We start from the raw sequence: 16204 nt of genomic DNA, 5'->3' as shown, positions 1-16204 counted from the left end.
CACCCAGTCTTTCCACACCGGGTCTCTGGCGCGACAGGGCAGACTGGGGGCATGGGTTTGTTCGATCGACTTCGTGGCTCGCGCCCTCGCATGCGTCGTCCGGCTGCCGATGCGACACGCACGGGGTCGACCACCGTGCGCGCGTCGGACAACGCCGACCAGGTGCACCTGCTCGAGTTCGTCAAGCAGCACCGTGGAGTGGAGGGCTTCGTCGAGCCGCGCACCGCGGTCAGCGATGTGACACTGCTCCTGGTGGCCCACGACGGGGAGTGGACGCGCCGTCGGGTGCCGTCGGTGAAGTGGGCCCACGAGTTCGCGAACCTGCACCAGGTCCCGTCGTACGACGCGGCCGTCGTCGGCATCCCGCAGCGGATGCGCGACTACAACCGGCGCCAGAAGAACCGCTGACTCAGGCCCCGGCCTGGTCCTGGTCCTCGTCCTGGTCCCCGGCCTCGGCCTCGGCCAGCGAGCGCACGTAGTCGACGAGCGTGGCGGTGCCGAAGCCGGTGCCGCCCGCGGTCACGTGGCCCCAGGCGCCGCCGCCGTTCCAGGACGGGCCGGCGATGTCGATGTGGGCCCACGGCAGGCCGCCGGTGAACTCGCGCAGGAACGCGCCGGCGAAGAGCCCGCCTCCCCAGCGCACCCAGTCGTGCTGGGCGAGGTCCGCGACCTTGCTGCTGCGGATCCGCTCGCTCATTTCCTCGGGGATCGGCATCGGCCACATCGCCTCGCCGGCCCGCTCGCCCGCGTCGACCACCGCCGCGACGACGTCGTCGTCGCCCAGCACTCCGGCGACCTTGTCGCCGAGGGCCAGCACCATGTGGCCGGTGAGGGTGGCGATGTCGATGATGACGTCGGGCTCGACCTCTCCTGCCCGGCCCAGCGCGTCGGCCAGCACGAGGCGGCCCTCGGCGTCGGTGTTGGTGACCTCGACGGTCCGCCCGCCGTACATCGTGAGGACGTCGCCGGGGCGCATCGAGTCGCCGGAGACCATGTTCTCGGCCATCGGCGCGAACGCCGAGACACGCACGGGCAGACCCAGCGCCGCGATCGCGAACGTCGCCTGGATGACCGAGGCGGCGCCGGCCATGTCGCTCTTCATCGTCGCCATGCTGGAGCCGGGCTTGATCGTCAGCCCGCCGGAGTCGAAGGTGATCCCCTTGCCCACCAGCGCCACGTGGGCGACGGCGTCCTTCGGCTCCCAGGTCAGCTCGACCAGGCGCGGCGGGGCGTCAGATCCGCCGCCGACACCGAGGATGCCGCCGCAGCCGAGCTCGGCGAGACGCTCCTCGTCCAGGACGGTCAGGCCCACCTTGGGGGCGCCGCGGCCCTTGGTCAGCGTGGCGTGGGCCTCGGCGACGGCGTCGGCGAACTTCGGGGGAGTGAGGTCCCCGGGCGGGGTGTTGACCCAGTCGCGCACGCCGGCGACGGCGGCAGCGACCTTCTGCGCGGCCTCGAACGCCTCGCTCGCCTCGTCACGGCGGGCGATGGGGCTCAGCACCACCACGGTCCCGGCGTCGCTCGGGTCGGCCGCGGTGTCCTGCTTGTAGGTGGTGAACGTGTAGGCGCCGAGCAGGTGTCCCTCCGTGACCGCGCGGACCAGCTCGGGGGAGTCGGCGGGCAGTGCGAGGGCGACCGAGGCGGCGTTGGGTACGGCGCGGGCGGCGGCGCCCGCCGCGCGTCGTACGGCGACGGGGTCGAGGGCATCCTCCTGGCCGAGGCCGACGAGCACCAGCAGCGGCGAGGCGATGATCCCGGCCGTCACGACCTTGACCGCCTCGCCGGCCTTGCCGGTCACGCCGAGGGTGGCAAGCAGGGGGCGCAGCTTGCGGCCGTAGGCGTCGGCGACGTCCTGAGCGGCGGGAACGAGCCGCGGCCCCTTCGCGGTCTGCACCACCCCCGCCACCACGGCGTCGGCACGGGTCTTGGCGGGGCTGGCACTGCGCAGGTTGTAGGACGTCACCGAGGCAGGATAACGAGCGGCTCGCTGGGGTAGGTTGCGGCCATGGCTGAGCACACGAACCCGCCGTCGCTCCTCACCTCCCCGCTGCACGAGCGACACGTCGCCCTCGGGGCGAAGCTGGCGGAGTTCGGCGGCTGGGAGATGCCGCTGGAATACGCCACCGGGACGCTCAAGGAGCACGCCGCCGTGCGCGACGCGGTCGGCATCTTCGACGTCAGCCACCTCGGCAAGGCGATGGTCAGCGGCCCCGGCGCCGCGGCGTACGTCAACCGGACGCTGAGCAACGACCTCGGTCGGATCGAGCCGGGGCAGGCGCAGTACACGCTGTGCTGCGACCCCGCGACCGGCGGCATCGTGGACGACCTGATCGTCTACCTGCACTCCGACGAGAAGGTGCTGCTGGTCCCCAACGCCGCCAACACCGCCGAGGTCGTGCGTCGGCTGGTCGCGGAGGCGCCCGAGGGGGTGAGCGTCACCGACCACCACCGGGACTACGCGGTGCTGGCGATCCAGGGGCCCGAGGCCGACGCCCTGCTCGCCGCGGTGGGCCTGCCTGTGGGCCACGACTACATGTCGTTCACGGTCGCCGACTACGCCGGCAGCGGCGTCGTGGTCTGCCGCACCGGCTACACCGGCGAGCGGGGCTATGAGCTGATCGCGGGCAACGACGTCGCCGTCGACCTGTGGGACGCGCTGCTCTCGGCGGGGGAGAGCCTCGGCGTCGTGCCGTGCGGGCTGGGAGCGCGTGACACGCTGCGCACGGAGATGGGCTATCCGCTGCACGGGCAGGACATCAGCATCGACGTCACCCCCGTCCAGGCCCGCCTCGGGTTCGCCGTCGGCTGGAAGAAGCCGGAGTTCTGGGGCCGCGACGCGCTGATCGCCGAGAAGGAGCGCGGCCCCGAGCGTCTGCTGCGCGGCCTGCTCGCCGTCGGCCGCGGCATCCCCCGACCGGGGATGTCGGTGAGTCTGCTCAAGGACGTGCCCCTGTGCGAGATCACCTCCGGCACCTTCTCGCCGACCCTGCGCACCGGCATCGGCCTGGCGCTGGTCCCCACGATGGTCGCCCCCGACGCCCAGCTCGGCGTCGACATCCGCGGGCGCCGCGAGATCTTCCAGCTGGTGGAGCTGCCGTTCGTGGAGTCGCACGTGCGCTGAGGGGGGGTGTCGCTTTCCCCGGTCGACCGGGGAAAGCTGACGTTGTCCGGCGAAACTTCGCCCGACAACGTCAGTGATTGACAGGGCGCACTAACTCACCTTGCTCGACAACCACTTCAGTCCCGCCGGTCCCGCTCGTCAGTCGGTGCGCACGGGTGTACGACGAGTCCGGGCCGACGTTGTCGCTTTCCCCGGTCGGCCGGGGAAACCAGCAGCCCCCCGGACCCTCGCGACACGAACGCCGCGACGACAAGGGCGCCGGTGCGAGCGTCAGCGGCGGCGGGCCCGACGCTGGCGCTGTTGCGCCGTCACACCCTGGGTGCTGGACATGGCGTGGCCCCGGGTGCTCACGCTCACGGTGACGGTCAGGTCACCGCCGACATCGGCCCGGCGCAGCCGGTAGGTGGGCCGGGTGCCGACCGTCCGGCCGTCGCGCTGCCAGAGATAGACGTGGCGGATGTCGGTCGTCAGGTTGTACTCCCCGCGGGTCACCCGCACCCGCTGACCGACGCGCTGGGTGCCCAGCACCTGGGGATAGGTCGCGTTCACCGGCCACAGCCCGTAGGCGACCTCGGTGTCGACCCCCTCGACAGCCTCGCCTGCGGCGACCGTGATCGTGGCGGCCGACTCGATCGTGTCGGTGCCGTAGTCGTCCGCGGAGTACCACTGGGGGAGGTAGCGCCGTGCCCGACCGTCCGTTGTCGTGCCGCTCATCAGCAGCCTGTAGGTGCCGGGGCGGACCAGGAGCGAGAAGTCGTTCGAGCCGGCCCCGGGAGACGGGTGGACCTGCGCCAAGGAGCCCTGGGGCGTGTAGAGCTCCCAACCGGGCGCGAGGTCGGTGCGGGGTGCCCGCGGCGGTGCGTTCGGGGGCCAGCCGCCGTTCACCTCGCCGGAGATCCGCCCGGCCGGATCGAGCGCGACGTCGAGGCCCTCGACCGGCGCGCCGTCGCGGACGGTGACGGCGATGGCCTGCTCCGGGCTGTCCGCGTCCGGGTAGTACTCCGGGAACCACTCCACCGGCCCTGCGACAGGCCCTGGATCGGGGGCGACCTGCACCACGTGGGTGCCGTCGGGCACGTCGAGGGCCCAGCGCCCGGCAGCGTCGGTGAGCGTGTGCGCCCCGGACACGCGCACCTCGACGCGCGCCAAGGGCCGGTCGTCCGCGGCGGCGCGCACGGTGCCGCTGAGTTCCGCGGCAGGGGCGTCGACGGCCTCGTCGGGATGGGCGTGTGCCGCCGGGGCGAGGGCGCCCAGGAGGAGCGCTGCGCAGGACGAGAGCGCGAGCACACGGAGATGGCGCAGACGGAACACGGGAGCCCCCACAGGTCGGATGGCGGCATCGTACGCCCCGAACGAGAACAGTGTTCACGAAGTGGTCGGACAGGGCTCAGCAGCCGATGGCGGCGACCATCAGACAGGCCGTGAACCCGGTCTCCACCGCCGCGCCGTAGACGTCCCCGGTCACACCCCCGAACCGCCGGCCGGCGTGGACGGCCAGCAGCACGCCGGCCACCGGCCCGGCCACCGCGGCCACGGCCAGGGCCACGAACAGTCCGCCGGGCGGGACCTCCGGCTGCAGGAGCGCAACGCTCAGCACGGCCAGGAGAGCCGCGAGCAGAGTCGAGGTGAGGGCGAGCCGCGCCGACACGGTGCCGGCGACGGTCGCGCCCAGCCCGTCGGGACGTGCGGAGACGAACCGGGCCGTGCACAGCACGGGCAGCACGGCCCGGCTCGCCAGCAGCGCCACCGCCACGGCGGCCGGCCCCGCGCCCGACCAGGAGAGCTCGCTGAGCGCCGCCACCTGCACGAGCAGGGTGAGCACGAGCGTCGCGACGCCGAACGGGCCGATGTCCGAGCGCTTCATGATCGCCAGCGCGTCCTCGCCGCGCCGTCCGCTGCCCAGCCCGTCGGCGGTGTCGGCCAGGCCGTCGAGGTGCATCCCCCTGGTGAGGAGGGCGAGCGCGCCCACGACCAGGGCGGCCATCAGCAGGGGCGAGGCCTCGCCCCACCACTCCAGGGCGAGCAGGGGGAGGACGACGAAGACGCCGAGCACCACTCCGGCGAGCGGGGCGAGCGCCATCGCGCGCCCTGCGGTACGGCGGTCGACACGGCCCGGCGGAGGGACCGGCAGCGCGGTCAGCGTCCCGAGGGCGAGCCAGAGCGGGTCACGGCTCACAGGTGCACGACCCGGCCCGCGACGCACCAGCGCACGTCCTCGGTGGCGGCGGCGACGCGGGCGTTGAGGATCCCCATCAGGTCCCGGAAGCGCCGCCCGGCAGCGGTGTCGGGCACCACGCCCTGCCCGACCTCGTTGGTGACCGCGACCACGCGCCGCGCCGTGCTCCGCCAGGCGTCGACGAGCTCGTCGACCTCGGCGAGCACGGCCTTCTCGGCGCTCGGCCAGGCGTCGTCCGACCATGCGTCGTGCGCGTCCATCACCCGGGTGAGCCACAGGGTCAGGCAGTCGACGAGCAGCGGCGCGCCGGGCGTGCGCAGCAGTCCGGCCAGGTCGAGGGTCTCCACGGTCTCCCAGTGGGCGGGGCGGCGCTCCCGGTGCAGGCGGACCCGCTCGGCCCACTCCGCGTCCCCGTCGTGGCGCACCGGGTAGGACGTCGCGACGTAGAGCACCTGCGCCGAGCCGGCCAGCAGGCGCTCGGCCTCCTGGGACTTGCCGGAGCGGGCGCCGCCGGTCACCAGCGTCCGCAGGGGACCGAGATGGTCGGGCGCCGCGCGGGTCACCGGGTCGAGCAGCGTGCCGTCGTCGACGACCCGCACCCCCCAGTCGGCGAGACGACGGGCCAGCTCGGGCGTCGGAGGGTTGTGGTGGGACAGGTGCACGGCCACGACCTCGGTCGCCGTCGTGGTCGCGCCGACCTCGCGCAGCCGCCGCAGCTGTTCGGGGAACGTCGTGAGGTCGAGGTGGCCGGTGCCGGAGAGGTCGGTGCGGTCGCCGAAGGTCTGCTCCATCAGGACCGTCTCGAGGGCGGCGTCGCGCAGCGCCTCCACGGTCTCCTCGGGCAGCGGTCCGGTGTCGGTGGCGTGCAGCAGGCTGCGTCCCGAGGGCGTGCGCACGGCGTAGAGCACCGCGTCCGGCGCCCCGTCGCGGCCCAGCCCGGTGACGTGGGACGACGCCAGCACGCGCACGTCGTACCCGTCCAGGTCGAGGGTGTCGCCCGGTGCGACCGCCACGAAGCGCACCTCGGTGTCGTCGGCCAGCCAGGGGCGGCAGGCCTCGATGACGTCCGGCGGGCCGACGACGGTCAGCGGGCCGTCGTGCACCCAGGAGCGGTGCAGCAGGAAGGCCGGGGAGCAGTGGTCGGTGTGCTGATGGGTGAAGAGCACGAACCGGAGCCGGTCCAGCGCGACGCCGTGCCGGGTGGCCGCCGAGGGGGTCTCGGGTCCGCAGTCGATCAGCAGCACGTCGTCGACGAGCGCGGCGGTCTGCGCGCGGGTGCGACCGGACACGCGCTCGGCGGTGCAGGAGGCGCAGGTGCAGAAGGGGTTGGGCCAGCCGTCGGCTGCGCCCGTGCCCAGGAGGCGGACGGTCACCCGTGAACCTTATGCTCGCCGGCACTGTCCCCGGGCCGCCCTGTGCTCGGGCCGCCCTATGCTCGGGCCATGGTGAACCTTCCCGAGCAGCCCCCGACCTTCCGTCAGCCCGCCCCCGCGGAGCAGCCCTGGTGGTGGCGGATGGAGAACGCCGCCGGCGACGAGGTCCCCGTCCCCGACGAGCTGGCCGGTGCCCGCTTCGAGAGCCAGGGAGACGCGGAGTCGTGGGTCGGTGAGATCTGGGCCGACCTCGCCGAGCACGGCGTCGACGCGGTGACGCTCTTCGAGCTCGACCGGATGGTCTACGGCCCGATGTCGCTGCACGCCTCCTGACGTGCAGCCGGCCGACCTGCCGGCGCCGGTCCGAGGGGTCTGCGACGGCTGGCTCGCCGCCATCGACGCTCGGGCGCCTGGTTTGGTCGAGGGGCTCTACCTGCGCGGCGGGCTGGCGTTCGGCGAGTGGGTGGAGGGACGCAGCGACGTCGACTTCGTCGCGACGCTGAGCCGCCGCCCCGGCGACGCGGACGTGGACGCGCTCGAGGACTCGCACGCGTCGCTGGCGGACGACCTGCCCGGCGTCCCCTTCGACGGTCTGCACCTGCTGGCCGACGACCTCACCCGGCCCCCGGCGCAGTGTCCGGACGTGCCGTGCGTGCTGCACCACCACTTCGAGGCCGAGGCCACCCACGACGTCAACCCGGTGACCTGGCACGAGCTGGCCGAGCGCGGCGTCACCGTGCGCGGTCCGGACGTGGCGACGCTCGGGATCCGGACAGACCCCGCGGCGCTCGAGGCCTTCACGCGCGACAACCTCGACACCTACTGGCGCGCCACCGCCGCGGCGCTCGCCGCCCAGCCTGCTGAGGGCGCCCGCGAGGACGCCTGCTGCTGGTGCGTGCTCGGGGTCGCCCGGCTGCACCACCTGCTCGTCACGGGCGAGCTGACGACCAAGTCCGGCGCCGGGCGCTGGGGGCTGGGCTTCTATCCCGAGCAGTTCTCCCGGGTGCTGCGCGAGGCGCTGCGGGTGCGCGAGGGCGGGCCCGACGAGTTCGCCGACGACCCGTGCGCTCGCGGGCGCGACACGGCTGCGTTCACGACGTACGTGGTCGAGCAGGGAGTCGCCGGACGGCGTTAGGCTCACCCTCGTGCAGCCCTACCTCGACCTCCTCCAGCGCATCCTCGACGACGGCGTGGAGAAGGGCGATCGCACCGGCACCGGCACGCTGAGCGTGTTCGGCCACCAGATGCGCTTCGACCTGGCCGCCGGCTTCCCGCTGGTGACCACCAAGAAGGTGCACACGCGCAGCATCTTCGCCGAGCTGCTGTGGTTCCTGCGCGGTGACACCAACGTGGCCTGGCTGCAGGAGCGCGGCGTCACGATCTGGGACGAGTGGGCCGGCGAGGACGGCGACCTGGGTCCGATCTACGGTCACCAGTGGCGCTCGTGGCCGGCCCCCGACGGGCGGCACATCGACCAGCTCGCGCAGGTGGTCGAGCAGATCCGTCGCGACCCCGACTCCCGGCGCCACATCGTCAGCGCGTGGAACGTCGCCGACATCGACAAGATGGCGCTCGCGCCGTGCCACACGATGTTCCAGTTCTACGTCGCGCCCTCGGCCGACGGCGGGCCGGGCCGGCTGAGCTGCCAGCTCTACCAGCGCAGCGCCGACGTGTTCCTCGGCGTGCCGTTCAACATCGCCTCCTACGCGCTGCTGACGCACATGGTCGCCCAGGTCACCGGACTGCGGGTCGGCGACTTCGTGCACACCTTCGGCGACGCGCACCTCTACCTCAACCACTTCGACCAGGCCCGGCTCCAGCTGACCCGCGAGCCACGCCTGCTGCCGACCCTGCGCCTGGACCCGTCGGTGACCGCGCTGGACGAGTTCGAGCTCGAGCACATCGCCCTCGAGGGCTACGACCCGCACCCGCTGATCAAGGCGCCGATCGCCGTATGACCAGCCCCTCATGACCACGGCAGCCGGCAAGCGCGTCGTCCACGTCGTCGCGGTCGCCGAGAACGGCGTGATCGGCAACGCCGGCGACATCCCGTGGCGGATCCCCGGGGAGATGGCCCACTTCAAGGCCACCACGCTGGGCCACGTGCTGCTGATGGGTCGGGCGACCTTCGACTCCATCGGCCGGCCGCTGCCCGGACGCACGACGATCGTCGTCACCCGCGACCCGGAGTGGTCCCACGAGGGGGTCGTCGTGGCCCACTCGGTCGACGAGGCGCTCGCGCTCGCCGCGTCGTACGACGGGGACGTGATGGTCGCCGGCGGCGCCCAGATCTATGCGGCGACGATGCCGATCGCCGACGAGCAGGTGCTCACGCGGGTCCCGCTGTCCCCGCAGGGCGACACGCTCTACCCGCCGTACGACGAGAGCCAGTGGACCGAGACCCGCAGCGAGCAGCGTGAGGGCTATCGCGTGGTCTGGCTGGAGCGCCGCGGCTAGCGAGCAACCGCGGGGATGGCAGGGTGTGGGCATGGAGCTGCGCATCTTCACCGAACCCCAGCAGGGCGCCACCTACGACGACCTCCTCAGGGTCGCCCAGGAGGCCGAGCGACTCGGCTACGGAGCGTTCTTCCGCTCCGACCACTACCTCGCGATGGGCGGCGACGGGCTGCCCGGGCCGACCGACGCGTGGACGACGCTGGCCGGCATCGCGCGGGAGACCAGCACGATCCGGCTCGGCACGCTGATGACGTCGGCGACGTTCCGCTACCCCGGCCCGCTGGCCATCCAGGTGGCGCAGGTCGACCAGATGAGCGGCGGCCGCGTCGAGCTGGGGCTCGGCGCCGGCTGGTTCACCCAGGAGCACAGCGCCTACGGCATCCCGTTCCCTGACACCGGGGAGCGCTTCGACCGCTTCGAGGAGCAGCTCGCGATCGTCACGGGCCTGTGGCGCACGCCGGTGGGGGAGACGTTCAGCCACACCGGGGAGCACTACCAGCTCACCGACAGCCCCGCGCTGCCGAAGGCGACCCGCCCGTCGGGTCCGCCGATCCTCATCGGCGGCCTCGGCAAGCGGCGTACGCCGGCGCTCGCGGCCCGCTACGCCGACGAGTTCAACCTCCCGTTCGTCTCCGAGGAGGTGACCACCGAGCAGTTCGGCCGCGTGCGCGCGGCCTGCGAGAGCGCCGATCGCGACCCCGCTGACCTGGTCTGGTCGAACGCGCTCGTGCTCTGCTGCGGCGCCGACGAGGCCGAGATCGACCGACGTGCCCAGGCGATCGGCCGGGACAAGGCGGAGCTGCGGGAGAACGGCCTGGCCGGCACCCCCGCCGAGGTCGTGGACAAGATCGGTCGCTACCGCGAGCTCGGCGCGCAGCGCGTCTACCTGCAGGTGCTGGACCTCTCCGACCTCGACCACCTCGCGCTGGTGGCCGAGCAGGTGATGCCGCACGTGTGAGGCGATGGTCAGGATTGTCGGCTCCGCCCGATAATGTTGCCCCTATGAGCTCCCACGCCCCCGAGGCGCCGTTCGGCCGTGTGCTGACCGCGATGGCGACCGCCTTCCACGACGACGGCTCCGTCGACCTGGACGCGACCGCCCGCATCGCGTCGTACCTCGTCGACAACGGCCACGACGGCCTCGTGGTGTCCGGCACCACGGGCGAGTCGCCCACGACCACCGTGCCCGAGGACGGCGAGATCCTGCGCGCGGTCAAGAGCGCCGTCGGTGAGCGCGCCACGATCGTGGCCGGCGTCGGCACCAACACGACCGTCCACTCCGTCGAGCTGGCCCAGCAGGCCGAGAAGGCCGGGGCCGACGGGCTGCTGCTGGTCACGCCCTACTACAACAAGCCCTCGCAGAAGGGCGTGCTGCACCACTTCACCCAGGTCGTGGAGTCCGCCGACGTGCCGGTGATGCTCTACGACGTGCCGGGTCGCACCGGGACCACGATCGCGCTGGAGACCTACGAGGCCGCGATCAAGCTCGAGAACGTCGTCGCGGTCAAGGACGCCGTCGGCGATTTCGCCCGCGGGGTGCGCCTCACCCAGCTCGGCTACGCCGTCTACTCCGGCGACGACATCGCCAACCTGAGCTGGCTCGCGCACGGCGCGGCCGGGCTGGTCTCGGTCGTCGGGCACGCGGCCGGCAAGGAGCTCAAGGCGATGTCGGAGGCGTTCCGCGCAGGCGACCCGGCCGGAGCGCTCGCGATCCACACCCGTCTGCTCCCGGCCATCGACGCGGTGATGGGCGTGCCCAACTACGGCGCGACCACGGCCAAGGCGACGATGCAGCTGCTCGGGGTGCTGGACAACCGCAACGTGCGCAGCCCGCTGGTCGCCCTCGACGACGACGAGGTCGCCGCGCTGCGCGCCGGGCTCGCCGCATCGGGCCTGATCGACTGAGGAGTCCCATGAGCCACCCGCACCCGGAGCTGACCGCGCCTGAGCCCCTCGCCCCGGGAGGTCTGCGGGTGATCCCGCTCGGCGGCCTGGGCGAGGTCGGACGCAACATGACGGTCTTCGAGTACGACGACCGGCTGCTGATCGTCGACTGCGGGGTGCTCTTCCCCGAGGACCACCACCCGGGCGTGGACCTGATCCTGCCCGACTTCGCGGCGATCCGGGACCGGCTCGACCGGGTGGAGGCGCTGGTCCTCACCCACGGCCACGAGGACCACATCGGCGCCACGCCGTACCTCCTGCGCGAGCGCGGTGACATCCCGCTGGTCGGCTCTGAGCTGACGCTCGCGCTGCTCGGCTCCAAGCTGCGCGAGCACCGGCTGCGCGAGACCGTGCACCACGTCGTGCGCGAGGGCGACCGGATCGCGTTCGGCCCGTTCGACCTGGAGTTCGTCGCGGTCAACCACTCCATCCCCGACGCGCTGGCGGTCGCGATCCGCACCGGCGCCGGGATGGTGCTGCACACCGGCGACTTCAAGATGGACCAGCTGCCGCTCGACGGGCGGATCACCGACCTGCGCGCGTTCGCGCGGCTGGGGGAGGAGGGGGTCGACCTCTTCCTCACCGACTCGACCAACGCCGAGGTGCCCGGCTTCACGACCTCGGAGCAGGAGATCAGCCCGGTCCTGGACCGGACGTTCCACCAGAGCACGCAGCGGATCATCGTGGCCTGCTTCGCCTCCCACGTGCACCGGGTCCAGCAGGTGCTCGACGCGGCGGTCGCGCACGGGCGCAAGGTCGCCTATGTCGGGCGCTCGATGGTGCGCAACATGGCGATCGCCACCGAGCGCGGCTATCTCCACGTGCCGCCCGGGGTGCTGGTCGACGCCAAGGAGCTGGCCCAGCTCGCCCCGGAGCGCCAGGTGCTGATCTCGACCGGGTCCCAGGGCGAGCCGCTGTCGGCGCTGAGCCGGATCGCGCAGCGCAACCACCACTTCGTGCACCTCGAGGAGGGCGACACCGTCATCCTCGCGAGCTCGCTGATCCCGGGCAACGAGAACGCCGTCTACCGGGTGATCAACGGCCTGTCGCGCTGGGGCGCCCGCGTGGTGCACAAGGGCAACGCCCTGGTGCACGTCAGCGGCCACGCGAGCGCCGGTGAGCTGCTCTACTGCTACAACATCGTCAGGCCGCGCAACGTGCTGCCGGTGCACGGCGAGATCCGGCACATGCAGGCCAACGCGGCGCTGGCGCGGGCCACCGGCGTGCCGCCCGAGCGCGTGGTGATCGCCGAGGACGGGGTGGTCGTCGACCTGGTCGACGGGGTCGCCTCGATCGCGGGCAAGGTCGAGTGCGGCTATGTCTTCGTCGACGGCGCCAACATCGGCGGCGTCACCGAGTCCTCGCTCAAGGACCGCCGGATCCTCGGCGAGGAGGGCTTCATCTCGGTGATCGTGGTCGTCGACTCGGTCACCGGCAAGGTGGCCGCCGGGCCCGAGATCCACGCCCGCGGCTTCGCCGAGGACGACTCGACCTTCGACGAGATCAAGCAGCCGATCGTCGACGCCCTCGACCGTGCGGTCGCCGAGGGCGCTACCGACTCCTACCAGCTGCAGCAGACCGTACGACGCGTCGTGGGGCGCTGGGTCAGCCGCACCCACAACCGCCGCCCGATGATCATCCCGGTCGTCGTGGAGTCCTGACCCGGTCGTCCTCGCCGAGGCGGAGGACCGCGTCCATCTCGTCCAGCCCCACGGTGCCGTGCGTGATCCAGACGACCGAGCGGTCGCTGGTGACCGCGAGCAGCTCGGCCGCCACCGCGCGTGCGGTCGGCGTGTCGAGGTGGGCCGTGGGCTCGTCGAGCACGAGCACCCGGTGGTCGGCCAGGAGCATCCGGGCCAGCCCGATCCGGGCCCGCTCACCGCCGGAGACGGAGGCTCCACCGTCGCCGAGCCGGGTCTGCAGACCGGAGGGGAGAGCATCGAGCCAGTCGCCGAGCCGCGCGGCCCGCAGCGCCTCCTCGACCTGGTCGTCGTCGGCGTCGGGCCGGGCCAGGCGGACGTTCTCGACCAGCGTGGAGCCGAACAGATAGGGGTCGTCGTCCAGCAGGCCGACCACGCGTCGTACGTCGTCGGCGGCGAGGGCCCGCACGTCGCGCCCGCCGACCTCGTGGCGTCCGGCCGTCGGGGTCAGGAAGCGCACCAGCACGGCCGCCAGCGTGGACTTGCCACAGCCAGAGGGGCCGACCAGGCCGATCCGGCGGCCGGCGGGCAGGTCGAGGCTGACGGGACCGAGCACGTCGCGGTCCTCCCAGGCGGCGGTGACGCCGTGGAGCGCGACCGCCACGTCCTCGGGGGCGAGGCGGGCAGGCAGGGGCGTGGGAGTGACGGGGTCGGTGACCGCCGGGTCCATGGCGGTCAGCTCGGCGAGGCGTCGGGTGGCCGCACGGGTGGAGACCTGCAGGGCCCCGGCGTCCGCGACGGGGCTGAGGATGTCGACCAGCGCGAGGGGGAGCAGCACCAGCAGCGCCACGACCGGGCCGGAGACGGTGCCCTCGTTCAAGGCGCGGCCGCCGAGCGCGGCCATCGCCAGGACGCCGCCACCCGCGGCCAGCATCGGCCACATCCGGGCGAGGGCGAGCCAGCGGGTGATCCGGTCGGTGGCGCGGGCCAGCGCCGTGCCTGCCTCCTGCACGTGGGTCAGCGCGCGCTCGCCCGCCTGCCACTGCACGAGGTCGCGCGCGCTGGTCAGCAGCGAGAGGCTGCGTCGTGACAGCTCGGCGCGCGCCTCGATCCGCTGCGCCGCGTGTCGCGTCGTACCGAGGCGCGCGGTGGCCCACGCCAGCGAGCCGGTGACGAGCACCAGTCCGGCGACGAGAAGTCCGGCGGCGGGCAGGAACCAGGCGGCGACCAGCGTCGTCACGGCGCCGGCGCCCAGCCAGGTGGCCAGCGGCATCCGGACCCGCAGTCGGTCGTCGAGCAGCGCGTCCACGTCGTCGACCACGGAGGCCAGCAGGTCGCCGCGGTGCCGACCGAGCCGCCCGGGCACGAGCGGCACCAGCGCGTCGTACACGCTGGCCCGCCGCTCGGCGAGCTCACGCAGCGCCACGTCGTGCGACGCCAGCCGCTCGGCGTACCGCAGCGCCGGCCGCGCGAGCCCGAACGTGCGCACCCCCACGATCGCCACCATCAGCATCAGCACCGGCGGGTGCTCGGCGGCCCGCACGATCAGCCACCCCGCCGTCGCCGTCAGCGCGATCCCCGACGTGGACGCCAGGACGCCCAGGAGCGTCGCCAGCGCGAAGCGGGCGCGGGGGTGGTTGGGGGCGGGGTCGGGGCTGTCGGTTTCCCCGGTCAACTCACGCTTCCCGCACTTCCCACGCGATCCTTCACGTGGGAAGTGCGGGTTTCGTGTGTGGACCGGGGAAACCAGGGGCGCGTGGGACTCGTGCGACGCACCCAACGCCACCACGGAGTCGGCGGCGTCGACGAGGGCCTGGCTGTGGGCGACGGCGAGGACGCAGCGGTCGCGGGCGAGGTCGCGCAGGGTGCGCAGCAGCACCTCCTCGGTGGTGGCGTCGAGGTGGGCGGTGGGCTCGTCGAGGAACACGAACGGCCGCTCGGAGACGATCACCCGGGCCAGGGCCAGGCGGGCGCGCTGGCCGGCGGAGAGTCCCGCACCGTCCTCGCCGAGCGGGGTGTCGACCCCCTGGGGCAGCAGCGTCACCGCGTCGAGCAGGTCGACCCGGGCCAGGGCGTCGTGGACCGCGGCGTCGTCGGCGTCGGGGCGGCCGATGCGCACGTTGTCGGCGAGGGTGCCGTCGGTGAGCCAGGGGCGCTGGGACACGTGGGCGATGCGCGAGCGCCAGGAGTCGACGTCGATGGTGGCGAGGTCGACGCCGCCGACGCGGACGAGGCCACCGGCGAGGGGCACCTCCTGCATGAGGGCCGCGAGCAGCGTGCTCTTGCCACAGCCCGACGGCCCGGTGACGACGGTCAGCCCCCGAGCGGGGATGTTGGCGTCGAGGGCGTCCAGGGCGGCGACCTCGCGCCCGGGCCAGCGGACGCTCAGGTGGTCGATGCGCAGCGGGACCGGCCCGGAGGGCGCCGGCTCCGAGCCGCGCCCGGGCAGGGGAGCGGAGGTCAGGTCGTGGATGGCCTCGAACGTCGCGGAGCCCTCGGCCGCGGAGTGGAACTCCGCACCCACGCGTCGCAGCGGCCAGTAGGCCTCCGGCGCCAGCAGCAGGACGGTCAACGCGGTCTGCAGCTCCATGCCGTCGGCGGCCAGTCGCAGACCGACCAGTACGGCGACCAGCGCCACCGAGATCGTCGCGATCAGCTCCAGCGCCGCCGAGGAGGCGAACGCGAGCTTGAGCACGTCGGCGTTCGCGCGGCGGTAGCGGTCGGTGATCGACCGGATCCGCGGGGCCTGGGCCCGGGCCCGGCGGTGCGCGACGAGCGTGGGCAGCCCGCGCACGACGTCGACGAAGTGTCCGGAGAGCTGGCTGAGGATGCGCCACTCCTTGTCGGCGCGGTCCTTCGTGCTCAGTCCGATCAGGATCGCGAACACCGGGATCAGCGGCAGCGTCAGGACCACCACCAGCGCGGAGAGCCAGTCCTGCGTGGCGATGGCCAGCACCGTCAGCGCGGGCAGGACCCCCGCGAGCACCAGCGTGGGCAGATAGCGCGTGAGGTAGGGCTCGACCGCCGCGACGCCTCGGGTCGCGAGGAGTCCGAGCTCGCCGGTGCGGTGCTCGGCGAGGGTGACCGCGTCGAGGTCGAGCGCGCGGCGCAGGACGGTACGACGCAGGTGGGTGGCCACCTGCCCGGCCGCGCGGGAGGCCGCGGCGTCGACGAGTGCGCCGAGCACCCCGCGCCCCAGGGTGATGGCGACGAGCGCGAGAGCCGGCCCGCGCCAGTCGTCGAAGCCGACGCCGGCGCCCCCGTCGGATGGGCCGGTGACCAGGCGGGTCACGAGCATCGCGAGCGCGAAGGCCTGGGCGACGAGCAGCACGCCGGAGAGCAGGTTGCCCACCACGACGACGGCGAGGGAGGTCCGCGCGGGGCGCAGGTGGGGGAGGACACGGGGGTCGAGGGGCTTCACGCAGCGGTCCTGGTCTGTCGAGGTCCGGTCTGGGGCCAGCGTGACAGGCGGCGCCGCCCGCGGGGTCCACCC

General features: G+C 73.4%; 14 protein-coding genes. 9 read left to right on the top strand and 5 right to left on the bottom strand.

Annotated features, from left to right (window positions below; translation table 11 throughout):
• Positions 1-135 precede the first annotated feature (135 nt).
• Entirely contained in the window at positions 136-408 is a 273-nt protein-coding gene (locus ACYU7L_RS17135) for a hypothetical protein (protein ID WP_460799131.1), read from the top strand.
• Between the two features lies 1 nt (position 409).
• Here ACYU7L_RS17135 and ACYU7L_RS17130 read toward each other — a convergent pair whose 3' ends face one another.
• Positions 410-1963, bottom strand: a complete 1554-nt coding sequence (locus tag ACYU7L_RS17130) for a leucyl aminopeptidase (RefSeq protein WP_460799129.1) — start codon at positions 1961-1963, stop codon at positions 410-412.
• Between the two features lie 42 nt (positions 1964-2005).
• Between ACYU7L_RS17130 and gcvT the strand changes: the two genes are divergently transcribed.
• The gene (gene gcvT / locus ACYU7L_RS17125) at positions 2006-3121 is read left to right on the top strand and encodes a glycine cleavage system aminomethyltransferase GcvT (protein ID WP_460799127.1); all 1116 of its coding nucleotides are present in this window, start codon (positions 2006-2008) and stop codon (positions 3119-3121) included.
• Between the two features lie 270 nt (positions 3122-3391).
• On the opposite strand, the gene ACYU7L_RS17120 is transcribed toward gcvT, so the two are convergent.
• The 3 genes from ACYU7L_RS17120 to ACYU7L_RS17110 form a co-directional block, all read right to left on the bottom strand.
• On the bottom strand, positions 3392-4432 hold the full coding sequence (locus tag ACYU7L_RS17120; RefSeq protein WP_460799125.1) for a peptidase associated/transthyretin-like domain-containing protein: 1041 nt from the start codon (positions 4430-4432) through the stop codon (positions 3392-3394).
• A 76-nt stretch (positions 4433-4508) separates the two neighbouring features.
• The gene (gene cobS, locus ACYU7L_RS17115; RefSeq protein ID WP_460799123.1) at positions 4509-5297 is read right to left on the bottom strand and encodes an adenosylcobinamide-GDP ribazoletransferase; all 789 of its coding nucleotides are present in this window, start codon (positions 5295-5297) and stop codon (positions 4509-4511) included.
• Positions 5294-6670 (bottom strand): bifunctional adenosylcobinamide kinase/adenosylcobinamide-phosphate guanylyltransferase, encoded by a 1377-nt coding sequence (locus tag ACYU7L_RS17110; RefSeq protein ID WP_460799121.1) that lies wholly within the window; start codon positions 6668-6670, stop codon positions 5294-5296. The genes cobS and ACYU7L_RS17110 overlap by 4 nt, the downstream gene beginning before the upstream one ends.
• A gap of 69 nt (positions 6671-6739) precedes the next feature.
• On the opposite strand from ACYU7L_RS17110, the gene ACYU7L_RS17105 reads away from it, so the two are divergent.
• The 7 genes from ACYU7L_RS17105 to ACYU7L_RS17075 are packed head-to-tail and all read left to right on the top strand — an operon-like array spanning position 6740 to position 12732.
• Complete coding sequence (locus ACYU7L_RS17105) at positions 6740-7003, top strand: hypothetical protein (RefSeq protein WP_460799119.1); 264 nt, start codon at positions 6740-6742, stop codon at positions 7001-7003.
• Between the two features lies 1 nt (position 7004).
• Complete coding sequence (locus ACYU7L_RS17100; RefSeq protein ID WP_460799117.1) at positions 7005-7805, top strand: aminoglycoside adenylyltransferase domain-containing protein; 801 nt, start codon at positions 7005-7007, stop codon at positions 7803-7805.
• A gap of 10 nt (positions 7806-7815) precedes the next feature.
• Positions 7816-8628 carry a thymidylate synthase gene (locus tag ACYU7L_RS17095; RefSeq protein ID WP_460799115.1) on the top strand — a complete coding sequence of 271 codons (813 nt, stop codon included), beginning with the start codon at positions 7816-7818 and terminating at the stop codon, positions 8626-8628.
• A 10-nt stretch (positions 8629-8638) separates the two neighbouring features.
• Entirely contained in the window at positions 8639-9127 is a 489-nt protein-coding gene (locus ACYU7L_RS17090) for a dihydrofolate reductase (RefSeq protein ID WP_460799113.1), read from the top strand.
• A gap of 31 nt (positions 9128-9158) precedes the next feature.
• Positions 9159-10085 carry an LLM class F420-dependent oxidoreductase gene (locus ACYU7L_RS17085; protein ID WP_460799110.1) on the top strand — a complete coding sequence of 309 codons (927 nt, stop codon included), beginning with the start codon at positions 9159-9161 and terminating at the stop codon, positions 10083-10085.
• Between the two features lie 44 nt (positions 10086-10129).
• Positions 10130-11032 carry a 4-hydroxy-tetrahydrodipicolinate synthase gene (dapA, locus tag ACYU7L_RS17080; RefSeq protein ID WP_460799108.1) on the top strand — a complete coding sequence of 301 codons (903 nt, stop codon included), beginning with the start codon at positions 10130-10132 and terminating at the stop codon, positions 11030-11032.
• Positions 11033-11040: 8 nt separating this feature from the next.
• Positions 11041-12732 (top strand): ribonuclease J, encoded by a 1692-nt coding sequence (locus ACYU7L_RS17075; RefSeq protein WP_460799106.1) that lies wholly within the window; start codon positions 11041-11043, stop codon positions 12730-12732.
• On the opposite strand, the gene cydD is transcribed toward ACYU7L_RS17075, so the two are convergent.
• Entirely contained in the window at positions 12707-16132 is a 3426-nt protein-coding gene (gene cydD, locus ACYU7L_RS17070; protein ID WP_460799104.1) for a thiol reductant ABC exporter subunit CydD, read from the bottom strand. The genes ACYU7L_RS17075 and cydD overlap by 26 nt on opposite strands.
• Positions 16133-16204: the final 72 nt, after the last annotated feature.

The sequence above is a fragment of the Nocardioides pacificus genome (assembly GCF_054775955.1).
This window is presented reverse-complemented; position numbering and strand designations above follow the sequence as displayed.